25 protein-coding genes are annotated in these 21,410 nt (G+C 66.7%); 15 read left to right on the top strand and 10 right to left on the bottom strand.

Annotated elements, in window-relative coordinates:
* Positions 1-13: 13 nt before the first annotated feature.
* From proC to ACCC94_RS12935, 12 genes are all read left to right on the top strand, one after another.
* Positions 14-847, top strand: coding sequence for a pyrroline-5-carboxylate reductase (proC, locus tag ACCC94_RS12990; protein ID WP_413349858.1), 834 nt, complete (start codon positions 14-16; stop codon positions 845-847).
* A 5-nt stretch (positions 848-852) separates the two neighbouring features.
* Positions 853-2,067, top strand: a complete 1,215-nt coding sequence (locus tag ACCC94_RS12985) for a hypothetical protein (protein ID WP_413349857.1) — start codon at positions 853-855, stop codon at positions 2,065-2,067.
* A 142-nt stretch (positions 2,068-2,209) separates the two neighbouring features.
* Positions 2,210-2,803 carry a YggT family protein gene (locus ACCC94_RS12980; protein ID WP_045212986.1) on the top strand — a complete coding sequence of 198 codons (594 nt, stop codon included), beginning with the start codon at positions 2,210-2,212 and terminating at the stop codon, positions 2,801-2,803.
* A gap of 6 nt (positions 2,804-2,809) precedes the next feature.
* Complete coding sequence (locus tag ACCC94_RS12975) at positions 2,810-3,100, top strand: DUF167 domain-containing protein (RefSeq protein WP_413349856.1); 291 nt, start codon at positions 2,810-2,812, stop codon at positions 3,098-3,100.
* A 118-nt stretch (positions 3,101-3,218) separates the two neighbouring features.
* Positions 3,219-5,186, top strand: a complete 1,968-nt coding sequence (locus ACCC94_RS12970; protein ID WP_413349855.1) for a dynamin family protein — start codon at positions 3,219-3,221, stop codon at positions 5,184-5,186.
* A gap of 99 nt (positions 5,187-5,285) precedes the next feature.
* On the top strand, positions 5,286-6,425 hold the full coding sequence (gene metX, locus ACCC94_RS12965) for a homoserine O-succinyltransferase MetX (protein ID WP_413349854.1): 1,140 nt from the start codon (positions 5,286-5,288) through the stop codon (positions 6,423-6,425).
* A 22-nt stretch (positions 6,426-6,447) separates the two neighbouring features.
* Positions 6,448-7,068 carry a methionine biosynthesis protein MetW gene (gene metW, locus ACCC94_RS12960; RefSeq protein WP_413349853.1) on the top strand — a complete coding sequence of 207 codons (621 nt, stop codon included), beginning with the start codon at positions 6,448-6,450 and terminating at the stop codon, positions 7,066-7,068.
* Positions 7,069-7,102: 34 nt separating this feature from the next.
* Positions 7,103-7,525, top strand: a complete 423-nt coding sequence (locus tag ACCC94_RS12955) for a DUF4426 domain-containing protein (protein ID WP_413349852.1) — start codon at positions 7,103-7,105, stop codon at positions 7,523-7,525.
* A complete protein-coding gene (gene rdgB, locus ACCC94_RS12950) occupies positions 7,522-8,115 on the top strand; it encodes an RdgB/HAM1 family non-canonical purine NTP pyrophosphatase (protein WP_413349851.1) in 594 nt (197 codons plus the stop codon). Before ACCC94_RS12955 ends, rdgB begins: the two co-directional genes overlap by 4 nt.
* Positions 8,112-9,323, top strand: a complete 1,212-nt coding sequence (gene hemW, locus ACCC94_RS12945) for a radical SAM family heme chaperone HemW (protein WP_413349850.1) — start codon at positions 8,112-8,114, stop codon at positions 9,321-9,323. The genes rdgB and hemW overlap by 4 nt, the downstream gene beginning before the upstream one ends.
* Before the next feature lie 72 nt (positions 9,324-9,395).
* Positions 9,396-9,719 carry a DUF3392 domain-containing protein gene (locus tag ACCC94_RS12940; protein ID WP_017520106.1) on the top strand — a complete coding sequence of 108 codons (324 nt, stop codon included), beginning with the start codon at positions 9,396-9,398 and terminating at the stop codon, positions 9,717-9,719.
* A gap of 44 nt (positions 9,720-9,763) precedes the next feature.
* Positions 9,764-10,018: a hypothetical protein gene (locus ACCC94_RS12935; RefSeq protein WP_017520105.1), complete on the top strand. Its 255-nt coding sequence runs from the start codon at positions 9,764-9,766 to the stop codon at positions 10,016-10,018.
* Between the two features lie 174 nt (positions 10,019-10,192).
* Here the strand turns inward: ACCC94_RS12935 and ACCC94_RS12930 are convergent, their stop codons facing one another.
* The 5 genes from ACCC94_RS12930 to ACCC94_RS12910 form a co-directional block, all read right to left on the bottom strand.
* Entirely contained in the window at positions 10,193-11,539 is a 1,347-nt protein-coding gene (locus tag ACCC94_RS12930; RefSeq protein ID WP_413349849.1) for a DUF1329 domain-containing protein, read from the bottom strand.
* Positions 11,540-11,709: 170 nt separating this feature from the next.
* On the bottom strand, positions 11,710-12,381 hold the full coding sequence (gene trmB / locus ACCC94_RS12925) for a tRNA (guanosine(46)-N7)-methyltransferase TrmB (protein ID WP_413349864.1): 672 nt from the start codon (positions 12,379-12,381) through the stop codon (positions 11,710-11,712).
* A gap of 123 nt (positions 12,382-12,504) precedes the next feature.
* The gene (locus ACCC94_RS12920; RefSeq protein ID WP_413349848.1) at positions 12,505-13,311 is read right to left on the bottom strand and encodes a thiazole synthase; all 807 of its coding nucleotides are present in this window, start codon (positions 13,309-13,311) and stop codon (positions 12,505-12,507) included.
* 54 nt (positions 13,312-13,365) lie between these two features.
* Positions 13,366-13,566 (bottom strand): sulfur carrier protein ThiS, encoded by a 201-nt coding sequence (gene thiS, locus ACCC94_RS12915; protein ID WP_205338666.1) that lies wholly within the window; start codon positions 13,564-13,566, stop codon positions 13,366-13,368.
* Positions 13,567-13,666: 100 nt separating this feature from the next.
* A complete protein-coding gene (locus tag ACCC94_RS12910; RefSeq protein ID WP_413349847.1) occupies positions 13,667-14,035 on the bottom strand; it encodes a DUF423 domain-containing protein in 369 nt (122 codons plus the stop codon).
* 32 nt (positions 14,036-14,067) lie between these two features.
* On the opposite strand from ACCC94_RS12910, the gene mtgA reads away from it, so the two are divergent.
* Positions 14,068-14,790, top strand: a complete 723-nt coding sequence (mtgA, locus tag ACCC94_RS12905) for a monofunctional biosynthetic peptidoglycan transglycosylase (RefSeq protein ID WP_413349846.1) — start codon at positions 14,068-14,070, stop codon at positions 14,788-14,790.
* Between the two features lie 170 nt (positions 14,791-14,960).
* Here the strand turns inward: mtgA and ACCC94_RS12900 are convergent, their stop codons facing one another.
* From ACCC94_RS12900 to ftsY, 5 genes are all read right to left on the bottom strand, one after another.
* The gene (locus ACCC94_RS12900) at positions 14,961-15,596 is read right to left on the bottom strand and encodes a hypothetical protein (protein WP_413349845.1); all 636 of its coding nucleotides are present in this window, start codon (positions 15,594-15,596) and stop codon (positions 14,961-14,963) included.
* 83 nt (positions 15,597-15,679) lie between these two features.
* Complete coding sequence (gene rpoH, locus ACCC94_RS12895) at positions 15,680-16,534, bottom strand: RNA polymerase sigma factor RpoH (protein ID WP_017520097.1); 855 nt, start codon at positions 16,532-16,534, stop codon at positions 15,680-15,682.
* A 109-nt stretch (positions 16,535-16,643) separates the two neighbouring features.
* The gene (gene ftsX, locus ACCC94_RS12890; protein ID WP_413349844.1) at positions 16,644-17,654 is read right to left on the bottom strand and encodes a permease-like cell division protein FtsX; all 1,011 of its coding nucleotides are present in this window, start codon (positions 17,652-17,654) and stop codon (positions 16,644-16,646) included.
* The gene (gene ftsE / locus ACCC94_RS12885; protein ID WP_017520095.1) at positions 17,654-18,325 is read right to left on the bottom strand and encodes a cell division ATP-binding protein FtsE; all 672 of its coding nucleotides are present in this window, start codon (positions 18,323-18,325) and stop codon (positions 17,654-17,656) included. Before ftsE ends, ftsX begins: the two co-directional genes overlap by 1 nt.
* Positions 18,322-19,749, bottom strand: a complete 1,428-nt coding sequence (gene ftsY, locus ACCC94_RS12880; protein WP_413349843.1) for a signal recognition particle-docking protein FtsY — start codon at positions 19,747-19,749, stop codon at positions 18,322-18,324. Before ftsY ends, ftsE begins: the two co-directional genes overlap by 4 nt.
* A 191-nt stretch (positions 19,750-19,940) precedes the next feature.
* On the opposite strand from ftsY, the gene ACCC94_RS12875 reads away from it, so the two are divergent.
* Together ACCC94_RS12875 and ACCC94_RS12870 are read left to right on the top strand one after the other, a co-directional pair.
* Positions 19,941-21,311, top strand: coding sequence for a M16 family metallopeptidase (locus tag ACCC94_RS12875; protein ID WP_413349842.1), 1,371 nt, complete (start codon positions 19,941-19,943; stop codon positions 21,309-21,311).
* Positions 21,304-21,410: hypothetical protein (locus ACCC94_RS12870; protein WP_413349863.1), on the top strand; the 107-nt coding region annotated here is incomplete at its 3' end. The genes ACCC94_RS12875 and ACCC94_RS12870, both read left to right, overlap by 8 nt.

Here is a 21,410-nt window from a genome sequence, read left to right as displayed (position 1 = left end):
AGGAAGAGACTCCATGAGCAGCACCCGCATTGCCTTCATCGGCGCCGGCAACATGGCCGCCAGTCTCATCGGCGGCCTGCGCGCCAAGGGCGTCGCCGCCGGCGACATCCGCGCCAGCGATCCGGGCGCCGAGCAGCGCGCGAAGATCGCGGCCGAACACGGCATCGAAGTGGTCGGCGACAACGCCAGCGCCGTGGCCGGCGCCGACGTGGTGGTTCTGGCGGTCAAGCCGCAGGTCATGAAGGACGTCTGCCTGGCGCTGGCACCGGCGCTGAGCGAGAACGCGCTGATCGTTTCCATCGCCGCCGGCATTCCCTGCGCCAGCCTCGAGCGCTGGCTGGGCGAAGTGAACGGCCAGCCGCGCGCCATCGTCCGCTGCATGCCCAACACCCCGGCGCTGGTCGGCCTGGGCGCCAGCGGCCTGTACCCCAACGCCAGCGTCAGCGCCGCCCAGCGCGAGCAGGCGCAGCAGCTGCTGAGCGCCGTGGGCATCGCCCTGTGGCTGGACGAGGAGCGCCAGATCGATGCGGTCACCGCCGTCTCCGGCAGCGGCCCGGCCTACTTCTTCCTGCTGATGGAAGCCATGACCGCCGCTGGAGAGAAGCTCGGCCTGTCCCGCCAGGTCGCCGGCCAGCTGGCCCGCCAGACCGCCCTGGGCGCCGCACAGATGGCCACCACCAGCGATGTCGACCCGGCCGAGCTGCGCCGCCGCGTGACCTCGCCCAAGGGCACCACCGAAGCGGCCATCACCACCTTCCAGGCCAACGGCTTCGAGGCACTGGTGGAGAAGGCGGTCAACGCCGCCGACCACCGCTCCGCCGAACTGGCCGAGCAGTTGGGCCGCTGATTGCGATGACCCACACCGCCCGGCGACCACGGAAGGTCGCACCGCCCCTCGCTGTCTGTTTCCTGCTGGCCAGTGCCGCCGCCCAGGCGGCGCAATGTCCCGTTGCCCCGCCCATCGACGAGGCTGCCCGCACCGCCTACCAGGCCATGCAGCAAGCCATGGCCAGCGGCTTCGACGACGAGGCGGACAACACCGTCTCACCCGCGCTCGGCCAAGCCATCGAGCACTATAAACAGACGCTGGCCGACGCCTTCGACGCCCACCTGGCCTGCGCACCGGCCACGCCGGACCTCGACGCCCTGCAGGCCGGTCTGCGCCAGCGCCTGTTGCCCGCGCCCAAGCCCGTCAGCGACGGCGAAGTGGCGCTGCCCGACCAGAACGAGATCGTCGTCAGCCTGAGCGACAGCCCCACCCCGCTGCTGCTGGTGAGCGGCGGCTTCGCCATTCCCTGCGGCACCGACAACGTCCTGCGCGGCTACCGCCGCGACGGCGACACGTGGGTACGCGCGCTGGACTGGCAGAGCGGCCCTTATAAGGACATTTCCGGCGCCTACGGCGACCTGTTCATGCTCAGCCGGCTCGCCAGCGGCGATCTGGCGCTGATGCACGGCACGCCCTGGTGCACTTCGCGCTGGAGCCACCTGGCGGTGGAGGTGATCCGCCCGGCGACGGCTGAACAGGACCAGCGCACCCTGCTGCACAGCGAACACGGGTATGTCCGCGATGAACAGGAAGTACAGCTCAAGGCCCGCCCCGACGGCTTCGAGTGGCGCGCCGAGGTCGGCAGCCTGGACGGCGACCTGCTGACCCGCCCAGGTATCTTCCGCTACCGCCAGGAGGGGGAAAGCTTCCAGCGCATCCAGCCCGCCGCGTCCAATGGCCGCGGCTTCGTCGATGAATGGTTGCGGGTGGACGCCGATCTCGCCCGCGCCTGGGCCGATCCGGCCGGCGCCGAGGCGGCGCTGACCGCGCGGGCAGAACTCCTCGAGCTGAACAAACGCAGCGGCGTCACCCTCGCCTACACCGCCGTGCGCGGCTGCAAGGCAGATCCCACGCGCTTCCAGGTGGACATCGAGCTGGACAGCCCGCAGCCCCTGGCCGAAGGCAACCAGCGTTATGTCGGCATCCGCCAGCAAGCCAACGGCTTCACCCTGCTGGGCCTGAGCCGAACCGCCGACCCGGCCTGCAATGGCCGCGACCTGATGGCCAGGAGGGGTTGAATTTGCACGTGACGAAACACACTTACACGCGACCGGCGACGATGAATTCCCTACAGTATGGCGTTACAGCGCCGTCGTTGACCGACCGCCCGATTCGCCCGGCCCTGAGCGCCGGCGCCCAACGTTCACCAAGGACCGCCCCATGACCGGACTTTCCACAGCCGCCATCTATGTGATCCAGACACTTGGCAGCCTGTACCTGCTGATCGTGCTGCTGCGCTTCATCCTGCAACTGGTCCGCGCCGACTTCTACAACCCGCTGAGCCAGTTCATCGTGCGCGCCACCAAGCCGCTGCTGAACCCGCTGCGCCGCGTCATCCCCGGCTTCGGCGGCATCGACTTCGCATCCCTGGTACTGGCAATCCTGATCCAGCTGGTGCTGATGGTCGTCACCCTGACCCTGATGGGCTACGGGGTCGGCGGCTACATCCTGCAGCTGCTGGTTTGGTCGATCATCGCGGTGACCTCGCTGTTCCTGAAGATTTTCTTCTTCGCCCTGATCATCAGCGTGATCCTCTCCTGGGTCGCTCCGGGCAGCTACAACCCCGGCGCCCAGCTGGTGAACCAGATCTGCGAGCCGTTCCTGGCACCGTTCCGCAAGCTGCTGCCGAACCTGGGCGGGCTGGATATCTCGCCGATCTTCGCGTTCATCGCGCTGAAGCTGATCGACATGCTGGTGATCGGCAACCTGGCAGCGATGACCGGGATGCCGCAGATCCTCAGCCCCTTCATGTAACCGGGCATGCCGTTCTATCACTGGGACGGCGAGGACCTGATCCTCGACTGCCACCTGCAGCCCAAGGCGAGCCGCGACGAGTTCGCCGGGCTGCACGGTGAGCGCCTGAAGATCCGCCTCACCGCGCCACCGGTGGAAGGCAAGGCCAACGCCCACCTGCTGGCGTTCCTCGGCAAGGCCTTCGGCGTGCCGAAAAGCGCGGTGAAGCTGGAAAGCGGCGAGCTGAATCGCCAGAAGCGCGTGCGCATACCCCGTCCGACGAAACTTCCGTCAGAGCTCGGGATAGCCGCTCGGTAACCTTGGCCGACCTTACGTGTAGGAATGTGCTGTAGGCCAATTGCTATTCCTTCACTCCGCCGCATAATCCACGCCATCCCTTCCCCGCGCAGGACGCGCCAGCCCAAGGAACGCCCGGATGAGCATGGAACGTCTCAGTCAGCAGATCGATGCCTACGTCACCTGGAAGCGCGAGCTGGTCCGCGAGATCACCCGCTATCGCAGCTGGCTGGAGCGCGCGCGGCTGAATACCCCGGAAATCGAGAACCGCCTCGAGCGCACCCTGCGCCTGCTGCGTGTCGACCACATCACCCTGGCCTTCGTCGGCGAGTACTCGCGCGGCAAGACCGAGCTGATCAACAGCCTGTTCTTCGCCGGATTCGGCCGCCGCATGCTGCCGTCGCAGGCCGGGCGCACCACCATGTGCCCCACCGAGCTGTTCTTCGACCCGCGCTCGGAACGCCCCTACATCCGCCTGTTGCCCATCGAGACCCGCGTCGCCGATGCCAGCGTGGCGCAGTTCAAGCGCATCCCGCGGCACTGGGTGAACATCCCGCTGGATACCTCGGACCCGGCGAACATGGCCGAGGCCTTCGCCCAGGTCGCCAAGACCAAGCCGCTGCCGGTGGAACAGGCGATCCAGCTGGGCTTCCATCCGGACATGCTCGAAGCCACCGACAAGCCCGGCATCGTGCTGGTGCCAGCGTGGCGCCATGCGCTGGTCAACTTCGACCATCCGCTGCTGCGCCAGGGCCTGCGCATCCTCGACACCCCCGGCCTGAATGCCCTGGGCAGCGAGCCGGAACTGACCCTGTCGATGCTGCCCAGCGCGCAGTCGATCCTCTTCCTGCTGGCCGCCGACACCGGCGTCACTGCCTCCGACATGGCAATCTGGCGGGACCACGTGCGCCAGCTCGGCGAGGACGGCCACACCACGCTCTACGCCGTGCTGAACAAGATCGACGTGCTCTGGGACGATCTGGCCGGCGAAACCTTCGTGCAGAACGCCATCCGCCACATCCAGGACACCACCGCGCGCCAGCTGGGCATCGCCCGCGAGGACGTGCTGCCGCTGTCGGCCAAGCAGGCGCTGCTGGCCAAGGTGCGCGGCGACCGCGAACTGCTCGCGCGCAGCCAGATGGAGTCGCTGGAGGAGTTGCTCTGCGAGCGCATCGTTGCGCAGAAGGAGCGCCTGCTGGAGGACGCCGTGGTCGGCCAAGTGCTGGCGCTGGTCAACAACAGCCAGCACAGCCTGCGCGTACGCCTGGACAAGGTGAAGGAGCAGCAGGCGCTGCTCAACGACCAGCAGCAGGACAGCGGCCAGCTGCTGTTCGAACTGACCGCGCGGACCAAGGACGACCACAACCTGCACCACAAGCGCCTGCTCAGCCTCAAGACCAACCAGCGCCTGCTGCGCCATCAGGGCGAGCAGCTGCGCGAGGCCGTGCGCGCCGAGCGCCTGCAGCAGCACCTGAAGAAGGTCCACGACAAGCTGCGCGGCAGCTGGACCACGATCGGCATCCACCAGGCCATCCTGCAGTTCTTCCGCACCGTGGAAGGCGACCTGGTCGCCCTCGGCCACGAAGCGGAGACCGCCAACCGCATGGTCGCCGCCATCTACCAGCGGCACAACGAGGAAAACCCGCTCAACGCCCTGGACGCCCCGCAGTTCCGCGTGCAGCGCTACCTGCGCGACCTCGCCAAGCTGCAGGAGAAGGCCGACCGCTTCCGCCTGCACCTGAAGACCCTGCTCACCGAGCAGCGCCTGCTGACCCGGCGCTTCTTCGCCACCGTTGCCCAGGAAGTCATCGGCCTGCACCAGCGCCTGCGCGAGGAGGCCGAGCAATGGGCCGCCGACGCCCTGATGCCGCTGATGCAATACAGCCTGGAGCACAAGCAGATGCTGGAAACCCACATGCTGCGCCTCAAGGCCCTGGCCCAGGAAACCCAGCAGGCACGCCAGCGCTCGCTGCTGCTGGGACGCTACACCGAGGAGCTGGAACAGCAGCTCGCCGAGGCCACCGATATCCTCCGCCAGCTGCGCCGCCCGGCGCCGCTGCAGCGCCAGGCCAAGGTCGTCACCCTGCCCACCTCCCAGCGCGCCTGAACCCCGCGCCACGCTCGCCCCGCCCCCTTCCGAGTGCGCTTGCCGCAGGGGGCGGCGCTCTTTAGACTGGCCGTCCTTTTTTATTCATGAGCTGGGTCGATGCCAACAGTCTTCCCCGAAGATTCCGTCGGTCTGGTCACCCCCCAGACGCTGCAGTTCAACGAACCGCTGCCCCTGGCCTGCGGCAAGACGCTGCCCGAATACCAGCTGGTGATCGAGACCTACGGCGAGCTGAACGCCACGGCGAGCAACGCCGTGCTGATCTGCCACGCGCTCTCCGGCCACCACCACGCTGCCGGTTACCACAGCGAAGACGAACGCAAGCCGGGCTGGTGGGACAGTTGCATCGGTCCGGGCAAGCCCATCGACACCCGCAAGTTCTTCGTCGTCGCACTGAACAACCTGGGCGGCTGCAACGGCTCCACCGGGCCGACCAGCCTCAACCCCGCCACCGGCAAGGCCTACGGCGCGGACTTCCCCGTGGTTACCGTGGAAGACTGGGTGCACAGCCAGGCGCGCCTGGCCGACCGCCTCGGCATCCACAGCTGGGCCGCCATCGTCGGCGGCAGCCTGGGCGGCATGCAGGCGCTGCAGTGGACCATCAGCTACCCCGAGCGCGTGCGTCACTGCCTGTGCATCGCCAGCGCGCCCAAGCTGTCGGCGCAGAACATCGCCTTCAACGAGGTCGCGCGCCAGGCCATCCTTTCCGACCCGGAATTCTGCGGCGGCCACTTCCAGGAACACGACGTCATCCCCAAGCGCGGCCTGCGCCTGGCGCGGATGGTCGGGCACATCACCTACCTCTCCGATGACGCCATGGGCGCCAAGTTCGGCCGCGACATGAAGTCGGAGAAGCTCAACTACGACCTGCACAGCGTCGAATTCCAGGTGGAAAGCTACCTGCGCTACCAGGGCGAGGAATTCTCCACCCGCTTCGACGCCAACACCTACCTGCTGATGACCAAGGCGCTGGACTACTTCGACCCGGCCGCCGCCCACGGCGACGACCTGGCGCGGACCCTGTCGGGGGTGAAGGCGGACTTCTGCGTGATGTCCTTCACCACCGACTGGCGCTTCTCCCCGGCGCGCTCGCGGGAGATCGTCGACGCGCTGCTGGCGGCGAAGAAGAACGTCAGCTACCTGGAAATCGACGCACCGCAGGGCCACGACGCCTTCCTGATGCCGATTCCGCGCTACCTGCAAGCCTTTGGCGGTTACATGAACCGCATCATCGTATAAGGATCGCCTTTTAAGGAGTGCTATGCGCGCCGACCTGGAAATCATCCAAGACTGGATCCCCGCCGGCAGCCGCGTGCTCGACCTGGGCTGCGGCGACGGCGAGCTGCTCGCCTGGCTGCGCGACCACAAGCAGGTCGGCGGCTATGGCCTGGAGATCGACTCCGACAAGATCGCCAAATGCATCGAACGTGGCGTCAACGTCATCGAACAGGACCTGGACAAGGGGCTGGGCAACTTTGCCAGCGACAGCTTCGACGTGGTCGTGATGACCCAGTCGCTGCAGGCCCTGCGCTATCCGGACAAGGTGCTGGCGGAGATGCTCCGCGTGGGCAAGACCTGCATCATCACCTTCCCCAACTTCGGCCACTGGCGCTGCCGTTGGTACCTCGCGCGCAATGGCCGCATGCCGGTGTCGGATTTCCTTCCGTACACTTGGTACAACACGCCGAACATCCACTTCTGCACCTTCCGCGACTTCGAGGCGCTCTGCCACGAGCAGCACGCCAAGGTGCTCGACCGCCTGGCGGTGGACCACGAGCACCAGCATGGCTGGGCCTCGCGAATCTGGCCTAATCTGTTGGGTGAGATCGGCATCTACCGGATCAGCGGCGCTGGCGTGCAAGACCACCGCATCGCCGTCTGATCGCGGCTATCTGATAGAGCCCGGGAGAAACATCATGCGCCGCCTGCTTACCTTCCTCGCCTGCCTGGTCCTCGCCCTGCCCGCCTTCGCCGAACAGGTGAAGCGCCTGGGCGACCTGCAGGTGCACTACAGCGTGTTCAACTCCAGCTTCCTCCAGCCCAACGTCGCGCAAGCGGTGGGCGTGGTGCGCAGCAAGGCCCAGGGCGTGGTCAACATCGTGCCGCTGGACGCCAGCGGCAAGCCGGCCAACGTCACCGTCGCAGGCAGCGCGAAGAACCTGATGGGGCAGAACATCCCCCTGACCTTCAAGCGCGTGGTCGAGGAAGGCGCCGTCTACAACCTGGCGCAGTTCCCCATCGAAGGCCGCGAAACCCTGACCTTCTCCATCCAGGTCCAGTCCGGAAACGAAGCCCCGCAAAGCTTCGATTTCATGCAGGAAATCTTCCCAGACGAATGATCAAGCTCGAACAACTGGTGCTGGCCAGTCACAACGCCGGCAAGCTCAAGGAACTCCAGGCCATGCTCGGAGCCCACGTGAAGGTGCGCTCCATCGGCGAGTTCAGCGACGTGGAGCCGGAAGAGACCGGCCTGTCCTTCGTCGAGAACGCCATCCTCAAGGCCCGCAACGCCGCGCGCATCTCCGGCCTGCCGGCGCTGGCCGACGACTCGGGCCTGGCAGTGGATTTTCTCGGCGGCGCGCCGGGCATCTACTCGGCGCGCTACGCCGACGGCAAGGGTGACGCGGCGAACAACGCCAAGCTGCTGGACGCCCTGAAGGACGTGCCGGACGAGCAACGCGGCGCCCAGTTCGTCAGCGTGCTGGCCCTGGTCCGCCACGCCGACGACCCGCTGCCGATCCTCTGCGAAGGCCTCTGGCACGGCAGCATCCTGCGCGAGGCCCGCGGCGAACACGGCTTCGGCTACGACCCGCTGTTCTGGGTGCCGGAAGCCGAGTGCTCCAGCGCCGAACTGCCGCCCGAACGCAAGAACCAGCTCAGCCACCGCGCCCGCGCGATGGCCCTGCTGAAGCAGCGGCTGGGGCTATGAAGGCAGCTGCAAGCCACAAGCCGCAAGCGACAAGTAAGAGCACGGACAGCCTGCAGCTTGAAGCTTGCAGCTTCTCGCTCCCGCCCCTGGCGGCGTACGTGCACATCCCCTGGTGCGTGCGCAAATGCCCCTATTGCGACTTCAACTCCCACGCCGCCGGCCCGGAGCTGCCCGAGGACGCCTACGTCGAAGCGCTGCTGGCTGACCTGGCGGCCGATCGCGGCTACGTGCACGGCCGCAAGCTGACCTCGATCTTCTTCGGCGGCGGCACGCCCAGCCTGTTCTCCGCCAAGGCGCTGGGCCGCATCCTCGAAGGGCTGGAGCGGCAGGTCGGCTTCGAGAGCGACATCGAGATCACCCTGGAAGCCAACCCCGGCACCTTCGAGCAGGCCAAGTTCGCCGATTACCGGGCGCTGGGCATCAACCGGCTGTCCATCGGCATCCAGAGCTTCCAGGCCGCGAAACTCAAGGCCCTGGGGCGCATCCACGACGGTGACGAAGCGGTACGCGCCGCCGAAATGGCCCGCCGCGCCGGCTTCGACAACTTCAACCTGGACCTGATGCACGGCCTGCCGGAGCAGAGCGTCGCCGACGCGCTGGCCGACCTGCAGCAGGCCATCGAACTGGCTCCCACGCACCTGTCCTGGTACCAGCTGACCATGGAGCCGAACACGGTGTTCTGGAGCCAGCCGCCGGAGCTGCCCGAGGACGACCAGCTGTGGGAAATCCAGGAAGCCGGCCAGGCGCTGCTCGCGCAGGCGGGCTACGTGCAGTACGAAACCTCGGCCTACGCCCGTGACGGCAAGCGCGCGCGGCACAACCTGAACTACTGGACCTTCGGCGACTTCCTCGGCATCGGCGCCGGCGCCCACGCCAAGCTGAGCACCCCGCAAGGCCGCATCCTGCGCACCTGGAAGACCCGCCTGCCGAAGGACTACCTGAACCCGGGGAAGCCCTTCCAGGCCGGCGAGCGCGACCTGGAGGCGGACGACCTGCCCTTCGAGTTCATGATGAACGCCCTGCGTCTCACCGACGGCGTGCCGGCGGCGACCTTCACCGAGCGCACCGGCCTGCCGCTGGCCGCCATCGACCAAGCCTGCCGCCAGGCGCGACAGGACGGCCTGCTGCTGGACGACCCGCAACGACTGGCACCCACCGAGCGCGGCCAGCTGTTCCTCAACGACCTGTTGCAGCGCTTCCTGCCTTGAGAATGCGCCGGGCGACGCTGCCGCCGCCCGACGTGTACACTCCCCGGCGACTCTGAACCCCAAGGAGCCTCCATGGACTTCGCGCTCGACCTGATTGCCAACGTCTCCCGCTGGTGCCGCGGCCATCTGTCCGACATCGCCCTGGCGATCATGGCCACCGTGCTGGTGCTGTTCGGTCCGGCCATCAACGCCTGGGTACAACAGCGCATCGGCAGCCTGAACTTCGTCTTCCGCACCCTGCTGTTCGTGCTGATCTGCGCCGTGGGCTACGGCCTGGCGATGGTCTTCGTCACCCCGTGGCTGGCCAAGGGCCTGGGTTATTTCAACAACTACACCCTGGCGCCCGTCCTGCTGCTAGTGTTCTTCGTGATTGGCATGATCGCCGACCGCAGTTGACCTGCGTCTCTCCGGCGGTTGGCCACGAACCCGCCGGAGGACACATGAAGCCGATCAAGCATCTCTACCTGCACTTTTCCGATGGCCAGCGCCTGGCGCTGCGCTTCCCGCAACAGAGCGACGACCCCGCCGAAGTGGCGCGCGGCATCCGCAAGCAGATGGAGTCGCCGGTGATCAGCATCGAGGTGGACGGCGACCTGCTGATCATCCCGCGCACCAGCATCAAGTACCTGCAGATCAGCCCGGCGCCGATGCGCATGCCGGAAACCACGGTGCTGGGCGCCGAGCTGATCGAGTGACGGGCGCGATCGAAACCGGGACGCCGCCGAGGGATGGGCATTTCGTAGGAGCGAGCTTGCTCGCGAACCGCCCCAACATCGGCGCCGCCAGGTAGCACCTTCGCGAGCAAGCTCGCTCCTACAGCCACATCCCGCGGATAGACAAAGGCCGCCTCGCGGCGGCCTCTGCTGGACTCAGTTGCCCTCGCGGCGCAACGCCTGCGGGGTGAAGTCGCGCGGCCCCAGGGGGGCCTTGAAGTCGTACATCGGCTCGTTGTTGTCCAGGCCGTCGACGAAGTAGCGCGCCCCTTCGAAGTCGTACAGCGCTTCCAGGGTGCTGAGCACCATGGGCACGTCGTAGTAGTTGATGGGATGCACTTCCTGGGCGCGGATCAGCTTGCCGTCGGCGTTATAGATGTCCGAGGCAAGGATCTGCCAGCTGTCCTCATCCAGGTAGAAGCGGCGCTTGGCGAACGGATGGCCCATGCCCTTGCGCAGGGTCGCCTCGACCACCCAGACGCGGTGCGGCTCGTAGCGCAGCAGCTCGGGGTTGAGGGTCTTGGTCTTGAGGATATCGGCGTAGGGAATGCCCTTCTGGTGCACCGCGTAGCTGTTGTACGGCACCAGCATCTCGCGCTTGCCCAGCAGCTGCCACTCGTAGTGGTCCGGTGCGCCGTTGTAGACGTCCACGGTGTCCGCGGTGGCCAGGCCGTTGGTGTCCGGCTGCAGGGTGTCGTAGGCCAGGCTCGGCAGGCGGCGCACGCGGCGCTCGCCGCTGTTGAAACGCCAGGCCTTGCGGATCGACAGCACCTGGTCGAGGGTCTCCTGCACCACCAGCGCGGAGCCGGCGAGCTTGGCCGGGGCGACGATGTTGTACTTGTAGTAGAACAGCGTGTTGTTCAGGTCCTGCGGGGTCATGCCCTCGCGGCCGTAGTTGAAGTACACGTAGCGGTCGAGCTTGAGCAGGTTGTAGCTGCCGCTGGCGAGCACGGCGGCCTGGTTGGTCACCATGTGAATCTGCTCGCCACGGTAGCGCATGATGTGGTTCCAGATGGCTTCCAGGCCCGTCCTGGGCATCGGGAACGGCACACCGGCGGCGGCGCCCTGCACGCCGTTGCCGTCGGCGATCAGCTCGGCGTTCTCGGCGTTGAAGCGGGTGGCGTCATAGATGCGCTGGGGCAGGGATGCGCTGCGGCGGCTGGGGAAGACGCGCAGGTAGTAGTCCGGGTTTTCCTGCAGCAGCGCCTGGGTGCCGGGAGTAAGCAATGCCTGGTACTGCGCCAGGTTCTTGCTGTCGACCTTGTACTGCACGGCATCGGCAGCGTACGGATCGAGGTGGTGGGTGCCGGGCTGGTAGCCCGCCGGGGCGCTGGTGATGCCGCCGGTCCACGCAGGGATGGTGCCACTGGCGTTGCCGGCCATTTCCGCCCCCATCGGCGTCAGGTCGCGGCCCAGTCGAGCGGCCTCGGTGGCATCGACTTTCGCCTGCGCCGGCAGGGCCCACGCTCCCGCCATCAGCAGTACAGCAAGTTTCTTCAACACAGCAGACTCCTTTGCGACGGACTCCTGTCCGTCACTCTTATTTTCGTCCGCGGCGGATGCCGCTTTTTATTCAGGAGGTGAGGGTGGCCTTGGCGGCCTGCCGGGTGGTCCCGGTCTGTAGGGTGCTGGTGCATGAAAAAGGCCCGCATGGCAGGCCTTCTTCCGGTGAATCAGTCGACTCGCTGGAACTTCAGGTCCCAGACACCATGCCCGAGTCGCTCCCCGCGACGTTCGAACTTGGTGACCGGGCGCTCTTCCGGGCGCGGTACATAGGTATTGTCCGCCGACAGGTTGCGATAGCCGGGTGCGGCATTCATCACTTCCAGCATGTGCTCGGCATAGTGTTCCCAGTCGGTGGCCATGTGCAGCACGCCGCCGACCTTCAGCTTCTGGCGTACCAGCTCCGCCCAGGCCGGCTGCACGATGCGGCGCTTGTGGTGACGCGACTTGTGCCACGGGTCAGGGAAGAACAGCAGCAGGCGGTCGAGACTGGCATCGGCCACGCAGTCGCGCAGGACTTCGATGGCGTCGCAGCTGTAGACACGGATGTTGCTCAGGTTCTGCGTGAGCATGCCGTTGAGCAGCGCGCCGACGCCCGGACGGTGCACCTCCACGCCGATGAAGTCCTGGTCCGGCGCGGCAGCCGCCATTTCCAGGGTGGCGTGGCCCATGCCGAAGCCGATCTCGAAGGTACGCGGCGCCTGGCGCCCGAATACCTGGTCGAAATCCCGCAGACCGTCGGCCAGCTCCAGGCCGAACTTCGGCCAGCCCTGGTCGAGGCCGCGCTGCTGGCCTTCGGTCATGCGTCCGGCGCGCATCACGAAGCTCTTGATGGCGCGCATCGGACGGTTGTCGGCGTCGGACTGGTTCTCGGGAAGCTCACTCATGACTCAAACCTTGCGGGTAAATGCACGCGCGGGCCGGCTGCCCCCGGCAAACCGGCCCGCGTGTCGGGATGGAAATACTTAGTTGATCAGGCCTGTCATCGGCGACGACGCGCTGGCGTACAGCTTGCGCGGCATGCGACCGGCCAGATAGGCCAGGCGGCCGGCGACGATGGCGTGCTTCATGGCCTCGGCCATCATCACCGGGTTCTGCGCGTGGGCGATGGCGGTGTTCATCAGCACGGCCTCGCAGCCCAGTTCCATGGCGATGGTGGCGTCGGAGGCGGTGCCCACGCCGGCATCCACCAGCACCGGGACACTGGCTTCTTCGAGGATGATGCGCAGGTTGTAGGGGTTGCAGATGCCCAGGCCCGAGCCGATCAGGCCGGCCAGCGGCATCACCGCGATGCAGCCGATCTCGGCCAGCTGGCGGGCGATGATCGGGTCGTCGCTGGTGTACACCATGACGTCGAAGCCGTCCTTGACCAGCACTTCGGCGGCCTTGAGGGTTTCGACGACATTGGGGAAGAGGGTCTTCTGGTCGGCCAGGACTTCCAGCTTGACCAGGTTGTGCCCATCGAGCAGCTCGCGGGCCAGGCGGCAGGTCCGCACGGCCTCGACGGCGTCGTAGCAGCCGGCGGTGTTCGGCAGGATGGTGTAGCGATCCGGCGGGATCACGTCCAGCAGGTTCGGTTCGCCCGGGTTCTGGCCGATGTTGGTGCGGCGCACGGCGACGGTGACGATCTCGGCGCCCGAGGCCTCGATGGCGACGCGGGTCTCCTCGAGGTCCTTGTACTTGCCGGTGCCGACCAGCAGCCGCGAATTGTAGGTGCGGCCAGCCAGGGTGAAGGGCTTGTCGACCGGCAGGTTGGAGTTGGTTTGGCTCATCGGATCACTCCTGAAGGAAAGGCGGGCGGGGCCTGAAGGTCTGGGAGGCGGCCGCTAGCCGCCGCCGATGGCGTGCACCACTTCCACCTGGTCGCCTTCGCTCAGGGCGGTGGCGGCGTGCTGGCTGCGCGGCACGATGTCCAGATTGAGCTCGACCGCGACACGCTTGCCGGTGAGGTCGAGACGCTCGAGCAGGTTGGCGACAGTGTGGCCGTCGGGCAGCTCGAAAGGTTCGCCGTTCAACTGAATACGCATGGGCGGGACGGCCATTGCTGGAGGGGTCGGCATTCTAGCCCGATCGCGCCGGATGACCAAGTTACCGGAGCGTCGCACTCGGGCTTTTCTGACGTTCGGGTCAACCCAGCTGGAAGGCCGCCGCCAGCAACAGCGCCCAGCCGATCAGGAAGAACAGCCCGCCGATCGGGGTGATGATGCCCACGCCCAGGCCCGCCAGGGTCAGCAGGTAGAGGCTGCCGGAGAACAGCAGGATGCCGACGGTGAAGGCCCAGCCGGCGAGGCTGATCAGGGTGCCGCCGATGTGCGCCGAGAGCAGCGCCACGCCGAACAGCGCCAGGGCATGCAGCATCTGGTAGTGCACGCCGGTCTGGAACACCGCCAGGTACTCGGGCGTGAGCTTGCTCTTCAGGCCATGGGCGGCGAAGGCACCGAGGGCGACGCCGGTGAAACCGAAGAAGGCGGCGAGCATCAGGAAAGTACGCAGCATCGGAAAGCTCCAGACAGGTGAGTGCCGCTATAATGGCCCGCTCATCCGCCCAGGCAAAGCCTCGCATGCCCAAGCTGCTCCGCCGTCTGCTGAAGATCGCGCTCTGGTTCGTCGCCATCAGCGTCGGGCTGGTCATCGTCCTGCGCTGGGTGCCGCCGCCGGGGACCATGGTGATGGTCGAGCGCAAGGTCGAGTCCTGGTTCAACGGCAAGCCTATCGACCTGCAGCGCAGCTGGCGCCCCTGGGACGAGCTGCCGGACAGCCTCAAGCTCGCGGTGATCGCCAGCGAGGACCAGAAGTTCGCTGAACACCACGGCTTCGACGTACCGGCGATCCAGAAAGCCCTCGCGCACAACGAGCAGGGCGGCAAGGTGCGCGGCGGCAGCACCATCAGCCAGCAGGTGGCGAAGAACGTCTTCCTGTGGACCGGCCGCAGCTGGGTGCGCAAGGGCTTCGAGGCCTGGTTCACCCTGCTGATCGAGACCTTCTGGTCCAAGCAGCGGATTCTCGAGGTCTACCTCAACAGCGTGGAATGGGATGCCGGCGTATTCGGCGCCCAGGCCGCCGCGCAGCATCACTTCGGCGTGGATGCGAAGCGCCTGTCACAGCAGCAGGCCAGCCTGCTCGCCGCCGTACTGCCCAACCCGCGCAAGTGGAGCGCCGGCAAGCCCGGCCCCTACGTGCGCCAGCGCGCCTCGTGGATTCGCCAGCAGATGTGGCAGCTGGGCGGCAGCGATTACCTGCAGCGGCTGTAAAAGCGTGAACAATGGCGCTGGAGACTCCTGAACACGGCAATCTCCCTTTCCCTAACCCTCTCCCTGAAGGGAGAGGGGACTGCTCGGCGCCAACCGAAGGCCCTGAGCCTTCCCGAAGCAGCAGGAGGGACACGAAAACCAACCATTCTGCCGGACTGCCCCCTCTCCCTTCAGGGAGAGGGCTGGGGAGAGGGTGCTTCCGCACCGGGCTTGAAGGTATCGCGCGGCACCACCCGCACCCACTGCAGGGTGCCGTCGCGATGCAGCACGGTCATACCCTTCTCCGGGTAGACCCAGGCCTCGCCGCCATCCACCTGCAGGCGCAGGCGCGGGTCGCCCAGGCTCACCGCCAGGCGGCCGACCGCGAGGTCCTGCTGCGGCGCCAGCGCCAGTTCGGAGACCGGCTTGTTGCCCAACTGCCCCATGAGCTCAGCACTCAACGGCTGGTCCTTGCTGCTCGGCTGCATGCCGGTGGCCTTGGCCAGGCTGGCATGCTCGGCCTCGCTCAATGCCAGTTCCGCCTCGACGTGCCAGGGCCCTTCGGCGGTATCCAGCTTGCCGCGATAATGCAGCTGCGGGCCATCCTGGCTGGCGGTCAGCCATAGCTCACCGGCCTGCTGGTCCTGCAGGTCATTCAGCGTGAGCTTGTCGTCGGCCAGCGGCTCGAAGACCTTTTCCTTCCAGTCGTTGAACCACTGCGGTGGCTTGGGTGGCGGCGACGTGCGGGCGACCCAGGTACCCAGGCCGAAGGCCAGCAGGGCGATGACCAGGAAGAACATCCCGTGGACGGGACGCAGGCGCGACATGGGACTCTCCAGACACAGACGAGCGGACAGAAAAAAACCGCACCAGGGTGCGGTTTGCGACTCGCAGGGCGCATCGAAGCCGGTCAGGCTTCGATGCGACCCTTGAGCTTGTTCATCGCGTTCTTTTCCAACTGACGGATCCGCTCGGCGGACACGTTGTACTTGGCCGCCAGGTCGTGCAGCGTGGCCTTCTCCTCGGCCAGCCAGCGCTGGTAGAGAATGTCGCGGCTGCGTTCGTCCAGGCCTTCCAGCGCCTCGTGCAGGCTGGCGGTGGAGCTGTCGCTCCAGTCCGCTTCCTCCAGCTGGCGCGCCGGGTCGTAGCGATGGTCTTCCAGGTAGTGCGCCGGGGACTGGTAGGCGCTCTCGTCGTCGGCATCCGCCGCCGGGTCGAAGGCCATGTCCTGTCCGGTGAGACGGCTCTCCATCTCGCGGACTTCGCGGGCCTCGACACCGAGGGTCTCCGCGACGCGGTGCACTTCGTCATTGCTCAGCCAGGCCAGTTTCTTCTTCTGGCTGCGCAGGTTGAAGAACAGCTTGCGCTGCGCCTTGGTGGTCGCGACTTTCACGATCCGCCAGTTGCGCAGGATGAACTCATGGATCTCGGCCTTGATCCAGTGGACGGCGAACGACACCAGGCGTACACCCATTTCCGGGTTGAAACGCTTCACGGCCTTCATCAGGCCGACGTTGCCTTCCTGGATCAGATCGCCTTGTGACAGGCCATACCCGGAATAACTCCGGGCGATGTGCACGACGAAGCGCAGGTGCGCCAGAACCATTTGCCGTGCCGCTTCCAGATCTTGCTGGTAGAAGAGGCGTTCGGCCAGTTCGCGCTCCTGCTCCGGCGTCAACAGCGGAATGCTGTTCACCGAGTGCACGTAGGCTTCCAGGTTCGCACCGGGAGCCAGGGCATAGACAGGTTGCAGGGAAGTGGTCATGCGAATCCTCCGATTCACGAAACTCGCGCAGTGTAGCACTGCGAAATCTGACTGCAAGCGGGTGTAAAAGTTCCTTTACACCCGCTTGACCCCAGCAAAATCAGGGGTTTCAGCGCGGAGCCAGCTCGCGCAGGTGACGCGCCACGGCCAGCCAGGCGCCGATCCAGCCCAGCAGCACGGCGCCCACGGTGAGCGAAAGGCCGTCATCCACCGGCACGCCGGCCAGGCCGAAGTCGCTGCCGTACAGGCCTGCCAGGTTGACTACCGCGCCATTGAGCCAGTTCAGACCAAAGGCCAGGAGGGCCCAGGACAGGATGCCGGCGCCCAGGCCGTAAAGCGCGCCCATATAGAGGAAGGGGCGACGCACGTAACCGTCCGTCCCGCCGACCAGCTTGATGACTTCGATTTCGTTACGGCGGTTTTCAATGTGCAGGCGGATGGTGTTGCCGATCACCAGCAGCAGCGTCAGCACCAGCAGGATGGTCAGGCCGAAGACGAAGCGGTCGCCCAGCTTGAGGATCGCCGACAGCCGCTCGACCCAGACCAGGTCCAGCTGCGCCTGTTGTACACCCGGCAGCTCGGACAACCTTTGACGCAAGGCATCCAGCTGGGCCTTGTCGATCTGCTTGGGCGTCACCGAGATGACCGCAGGCAGCGGGTTGTCAGGCAATTCCTTCAATGCTTCGCCGAGGCCGGACTGCTCCTGCAGTTCTTTCAGCGCATCTTCGCGGCTGATCAGCTGCGCCTCGATCACGTCGGGCATCTTCTCGATCTGTTCGCGCAGGTCCTGGCCCTGGGCCTCGCTGGCCTTGAGGTCGAGGAACAGGGAAATCTGCGCGGCGCGCTGCCAGGAGCCGCCGAGTCGCTCAACGTTGTTCAGCAGCAGCGACAGCCCCATGGGCAGGCTCAGGGTGATGCCCATCACCAGGCAGGTGAAGAAGCTGCCGAAGGGATGGCTGACCAGGCGGTGCAGGCTGTCCATCAGGCTGGCGCGGTGGTTTTCCGCGTAGGCCGCGAGGGAGGCGCTGTGGTCCTGGTGCTCGTTGTCGTCCGGCCGCTCGCGTGTATTGCGCGTCGGGGTGCCTTCTTCGTCGCCGCGGGGCAGGTCATTGGCGCTCATCAGGCGTTCTCCTCACGGTCGGCGATGATGCGGCCGCGCTGCAGGGTGATCATCCGGTGGCGCATACGGGCGATCAGGGCCAGGTCGTGGCTGGCGATCAGCACGGTGGTGCCCAGGCGGTTGATGTCTTCGAATACGGACATGATTTCCGAGGCCAGGCGCGGGTCGAGGTTGCCGGTGGGTTCGTCGGCGAGCAGCAGTGCCGGGCGGTGTACCACCGCACGGGCGATGCCGACGCGCTGCTGCTGGCCGGTGGAAAGGTCGGACGGACGGTCTTCGGCCTTCTCCTTGAGGTTCACCCGGTCCAGCGCCGCTTCGACGCGGTAGGCGATGTCCGCCTTGGGCAGGCCGAGGATCTGCATCGGCAGGGCAACGTTCTCGAATACGCTGCGATCATCGAGCAACTGGTGATTCTGGAACACCACGCCGATCTGCCGGCGCAGGAAGGGAATCTGCGCGGTGGAGATGCGCGAGACGTCCTGCCCGCCGAGCAGCAGCTTGCCGGAGGTGGGCCGTTCCATCGCCAGGATCAGGCGCAGCAGGGTGCTCTTGCCCGCGCCGGAATGGCCAGTGACGAACATGATCTCGCCGCGCGGCACGCGGAACGAAATCTCGTGCAGGCCGACGTGGCCGTTGGGGTAGCGCTTACCAACCTGCTCGAAACGGATCATGCGATTTCCCGGGTCTCGAAGAGTGCACGGACGAAAGCGTCGGCTTCGAAGGTTCGCAGATCGTCGATCCCTTCGCCGACACCGATGTAGCGGATCGGCAGGCCGAACTGCTTGGCCAGGGCGAAGATCACCCCGCCCTTGGCCGTGCCGTCCAGTTTGGTCAGGGCCAGGCCGGTGAGTTCGACTGCGTTGTTGAACTGCCTGGCCTGGTTGATGGCGTTCTGCCCGGTGCCGGCATCCAGCACCAGCAGGACTTCGTGGGGAGCCGTCTCGTCCAGCTTGCCGATCACGCGGCGCACCTTCTTCAGCTCTTCCATCAGGTTGTCCTTGGTGTGCAGGCGGCCGGCGGTGTCGGCGATCAGCACGTCCACGCCACGGGCCTTGGCGGCCTGCACGGCGTCGAAGATCACCGAGGCGGAATCCGCACCGGTGTGCTGGGCGATCACGGCGATGTTGTTGCGCTCGCCCCAGACCTGCAGCTGCTCGACGGCGGCGGCACGGAAGGTATCGCCGGCGGCCAGCATGACCTTCTTGCCATCGAGCTGCAGCTTCTTCGCCAGCTTGCCGATGGTGGTGGTCTTGCCGACGCCGTTCACGCCCACCACGAGGATCACGTAGGGCTGCTTGTCGCGGGTGATGGTCAGCGGCTGCTCGACGGGGCGCAGCAGGCTGGCGAGTTCTTCCTGCAGGGCCTTGTACAGCGCTTCGCTGTCGGCCAGTTCCTTGCGCGCAACACGCTTGGTCAGGTTCTGCACGATGGTGGTGGTGGCCTCGACGCCGACGTCGGCGGTCAGCAGGCGGGTCTCGATCTCGTCGAGCAGGTCGTCGTCGATGGCCTTCTTGCCCAGGAACAGGCTGGCCATGCCTTCGCCGAGGCTGGCGCTGGTCTTCGACAGGCCCTGCTTCAGGCGGGCGAAGAAGCCGAGCTTGCTCGGCTCGCTAACGGGCTGGGCCTGCGGCTCGGGTTCCGGCTCGGGCTGCGCGGCGATCTCAGGCTCGGGCTCCGGCTGCGCGACCACGGCGGGCGCTTCGGCCGCGGGTTCGGGCTGAACGGGCGCAGCGACCGGCGCCGGCTCGACCGGCGGGACAACTGCCTGCGGCACCTCGGCAACGACTGGCTGCGCAACGGGTTGCGGCTCAGGTTGAGTAACAGGCTGCACCAGCGGCTCGACCGGCACGCTGGCCGGCACTACATCGATCACCGGTTCGGGCGTCGGCTCGGCGCGCGCGGCAACCGGCTCGGCCTGGGCGGCAAGGGCCTGCTCGGGGGCGGGAGCCGGTTCGGCAGCCGCCGGCTGTTCCACCCGCGGCTCGGTTTCGGCTACGGGTTGTTCCTCGGCCTGCGGCTTCTTGCGCCACCAGCCGAACAGACCCTTCTTCTCCCCGGCAAGCGGGGCCTTCTTGTCGTCGTTGGAACCAAACATGTAGGGATCGAATCTCTAGGGGACGCCACGGAAACAGGCGGCAAAAAAGCCTCGAAACAGCTTTGCGAAGCCCTGAACGTGGCCGCCCGGAAAACGGATGGGTATCCTAGCATCTCCTCGCCCGCCGGGGTTAAGAGGCTGGCTGCCAGCCTGCTCAGACCCTGCGGACAGCCCGAAAGGTTCAGTCCACGATGAAAACCCTTGCACGCCGCCATGCCGGCCTGCTGCTCGGCTCCCTGTTGCTGCCGCTGATGGCCAGCGCCGCGGAACCACAGCCCACCCACGAATACACCCTGGACAACGGCCTGAAGGTCGTCGTCCGCGAGGACCACCGCGCCCCGGTGGTGGTCTCCCAGCTCTGGTACAAGGTCGGCTCCAGCTACGAGACGCCCGGCCTCACCGGACTCTCCCACGCCCTCGAGCACATGATGTTCAAGGGCAGCCGCAAGCTCGGCCCCGGCCAGGCTTCGCTGGTGCTGCGCGACCTCGGCGCGGAAGAGAACGCCTTCACCACCGACGACTACACCGCCTACTACCAGGTGCTGGCCCGCGACCGCCTGCCGGTGGCGCTGGAGCTGGAAGCCGACCGCATGGCGCACCTCGCCCTGCCGGCCGACCAGTTCAAGAGCGAGATCGAGGTGATCAAGGAAGAACGCCGCCTGCGCACCGAGGACAAGCCCAGCGCGCTGGCCTTCGAGCGCTTCAAGGCCGCCGCCTACCCTGCCAGCGGCTACCGCACGCCGACCATCGGCTGGATGGCCGACCTGCAGCGCATGACCATCGACGACCTGCGCCACTGGTACCAGGCCTGGTATGCGCCCAACAACGCCACCCTGGTCGTGGTCGGCGACGTGACTGGCGACGAGGTGAAGGCCCTGGCGCAGAAGTACTTCGGCGAGATCCCCAAACGTGACCTGCCCGCGGCGCGCAAGCCGCTGGAGCTGGCCGAGCCGGGTGAGCGCCGCCTGAAGCTGCATGTTCGCACCCAGTTGCCCAGCCTGATCATGGGCTTCAACGTGCCGACCCTGGGCAGCAGCGATGACTCGAAACAGATCAACGCCCTGCGCCTGATCTCGGCGATCCTCGACGGCGGCTACAGCGCACGCCTGTCTGCGCGCCTTGAGCGCGGCGAGGAAATCGTCGCCGGCGCCTCGGCCTCCTACGATGCCTTCTCTCGAGGCGACGGCCTGTTCTTCCTCTCGGCCACGCCCAACGTGCAGACCGGCAAGACGCTGGACCAGGTCGAGGCCGCCCTGTGGAAGCAGCTGGAAGACCTCAAGCAGAACCCGCCGAGCCAGGAAGAGCTGGAGCGCGTGCGCGCCCAGGTCATCGCCGGGTTGGTCTACGAGCGCGACTCCATCGCCGGGCAGGCCAGCACCATAGGCGAGCTGGAAAGCGTCGGCCTCGGCTGGCGCCTGGCAGACAAGGACCTGGAAGCCATCCAGGCGGTCACCGCCGAAGACATCCAGCAAGCCGCCCGCACCTACTTCACCCGCTCCCGCCTGACCCTTGCCCAGGTCCTGCCGGAAATCGCCACCGACAAGGAGCCTAGCCATGAGTGAACGCAATGGCCTGCGCTACGGCCTGGTCGGGCTGATCGTCATCGCGCTGATCGCCGGACTGGTGCTGTTCGTTTCCCGCCCCGCCGCCGTCTCGGCGGC

It is taken from the genome of Pseudomonas sp. Pseusp97 (assembly GCF_047304025.1).
GTDB lineage: Bacteria > Pseudomonadota > Gammaproteobacteria > Pseudomonadales > Pseudomonadaceae > Pseudomonas.
The sequence above is the reverse complement of the archived record's forward strand: the minus strand, read 5'-3'. Positions and strand labels throughout refer to the sequence as shown.

Excerpts from the sequence above, each read along its gene's own strand:
- trmB (WP_413349864.1), bottom strand. The coding sequence starts at position 12,381 with ATGCGCGCCATCAAGAGCTTCGTGATGCGCGCCGGACGCATGACCGAA.
- ACCC94_RS12875 (WP_413349842.1), top strand. The coding sequence starts at position 19,941 with ATGAAAACCCTTGCACGCCGCCATGCCGGCCTGCTGCTCGGCTCCCTG.
- ACCC94_RS12910 (WP_413349847.1), bottom strand. The coding sequence starts at position 14,035 with ATGCTGCGTACTTTCCTGATGCTCGCCGCCTTCTTCGGTTTCACCGGC.
- ACCC94_RS12935 (WP_017520105.1), top strand. The coding sequence starts at position 9,764 with ATGAAGCCGATCAAGCATCTCTACCTGCACTTTTCCGATGGCCAGCGC.
- rpoH (WP_017520097.1), bottom strand. The coding sequence starts at position 16,534 with ATGACCACTTCCCTGCAACCTGTCTATGCCCTGGCTCCCGGTGCGAAC.
- metW (WP_413349853.1), top strand. The coding sequence starts at position 6,448 with ATGCGCGCCGACCTGGAAATCATCCAAGACTGGATCCCCGCCGGCAGC.
- ACCC94_RS12920 (WP_413349848.1), bottom strand. The coding sequence starts at position 13,311 with ATGAGCCAAACCAACTCCAACCTGCCGGTCGACAAGCCCTTCACCCTG.
- ACCC94_RS12970 (WP_413349855.1), top strand. The coding sequence starts at position 3,219 with ATGAGCATGGAACGTCTCAGTCAGCAGATCGATGCCTACGTCACCTGG.
- proC (WP_413349858.1), top strand. The coding sequence starts at position 14 with ATGAGCAGCACCCGCATTGCCTTCATCGGCGCCGGCAACATGGCCGCC.
- mtgA (WP_413349846.1), top strand. The coding sequence starts at position 14,068 with ATGGCCCGCTCATCCGCCCAGGCAAAGCCTCGCATGCCCAAGCTGCTC.
- ftsX (WP_413349844.1), bottom strand. The coding sequence starts at position 17,654 with ATGAGCGCCAATGACCTGCCCCGCGGCGACGAAGAAGGCACCCCGACG.
- ACCC94_RS12955 (WP_413349852.1), top strand. The coding sequence starts at position 7,103 with ATGCGCCGCCTGCTTACCTTCCTCGCCTGCCTGGTCCTCGCCCTGCCC.
- ftsE (WP_017520095.1), bottom strand. The coding sequence starts at position 18,325 with ATGATCCGTTTCGAGCAGGTTGGTAAGCGCTACCCCAACGGCCACGTC.
- thiS (WP_205338666.1), bottom strand. The coding sequence starts at position 13,566 with ATGCGTATTCAGTTGAACGGCGAACCTTTCGAGCTGCCCGACGGCCAC.
- ACCC94_RS12975 (WP_413349856.1), top strand. The coding sequence starts at position 2,810 with ATGCCGTTCTATCACTGGGACGGCGAGGACCTGATCCTCGACTGCCAC.
- ftsY (WP_413349843.1), bottom strand. The coding sequence starts at position 19,749 with ATGTTTGGTTCCAACGACGACAAGAAGGCCCCGCTTGCCGGGGAGAAG.
- metX (WP_413349854.1), top strand. The coding sequence starts at position 5,286 with ATGCCAACAGTCTTCCCCGAAGATTCCGTCGGTCTGGTCACCCCCCAG.
- rdgB (WP_413349851.1), top strand. The coding sequence starts at position 7,522 with ATGATCAAGCTCGAACAACTGGTGCTGGCCAGTCACAACGCCGGCAAG.
- ACCC94_RS12985 (WP_413349857.1), top strand. The coding sequence starts at position 853 with ATGACCCACACCGCCCGGCGACCACGGAAGGTCGCACCGCCCCTCGCT.
- ACCC94_RS12980 (WP_045212986.1), top strand. The coding sequence starts at position 2,210 with ATGACCGGACTTTCCACAGCCGCCATCTATGTGATCCAGACACTTGGC.
- hemW (WP_413349850.1), top strand. The coding sequence starts at position 8,112 with ATGAAGGCAGCTGCAAGCCACAAGCCGCAAGCGACAAGTAAGAGCACG.
- ACCC94_RS12940 (WP_017520106.1), top strand. The coding sequence starts at position 9,396 with ATGGACTTCGCGCTCGACCTGATTGCCAACGTCTCCCGCTGGTGCCGC.
- ACCC94_RS12900 (WP_413349845.1), bottom strand. The coding sequence starts at position 15,596 with ATGTCGCGCCTGCGTCCCGTCCACGGGATGTTCTTCCTGGTCATCGCC.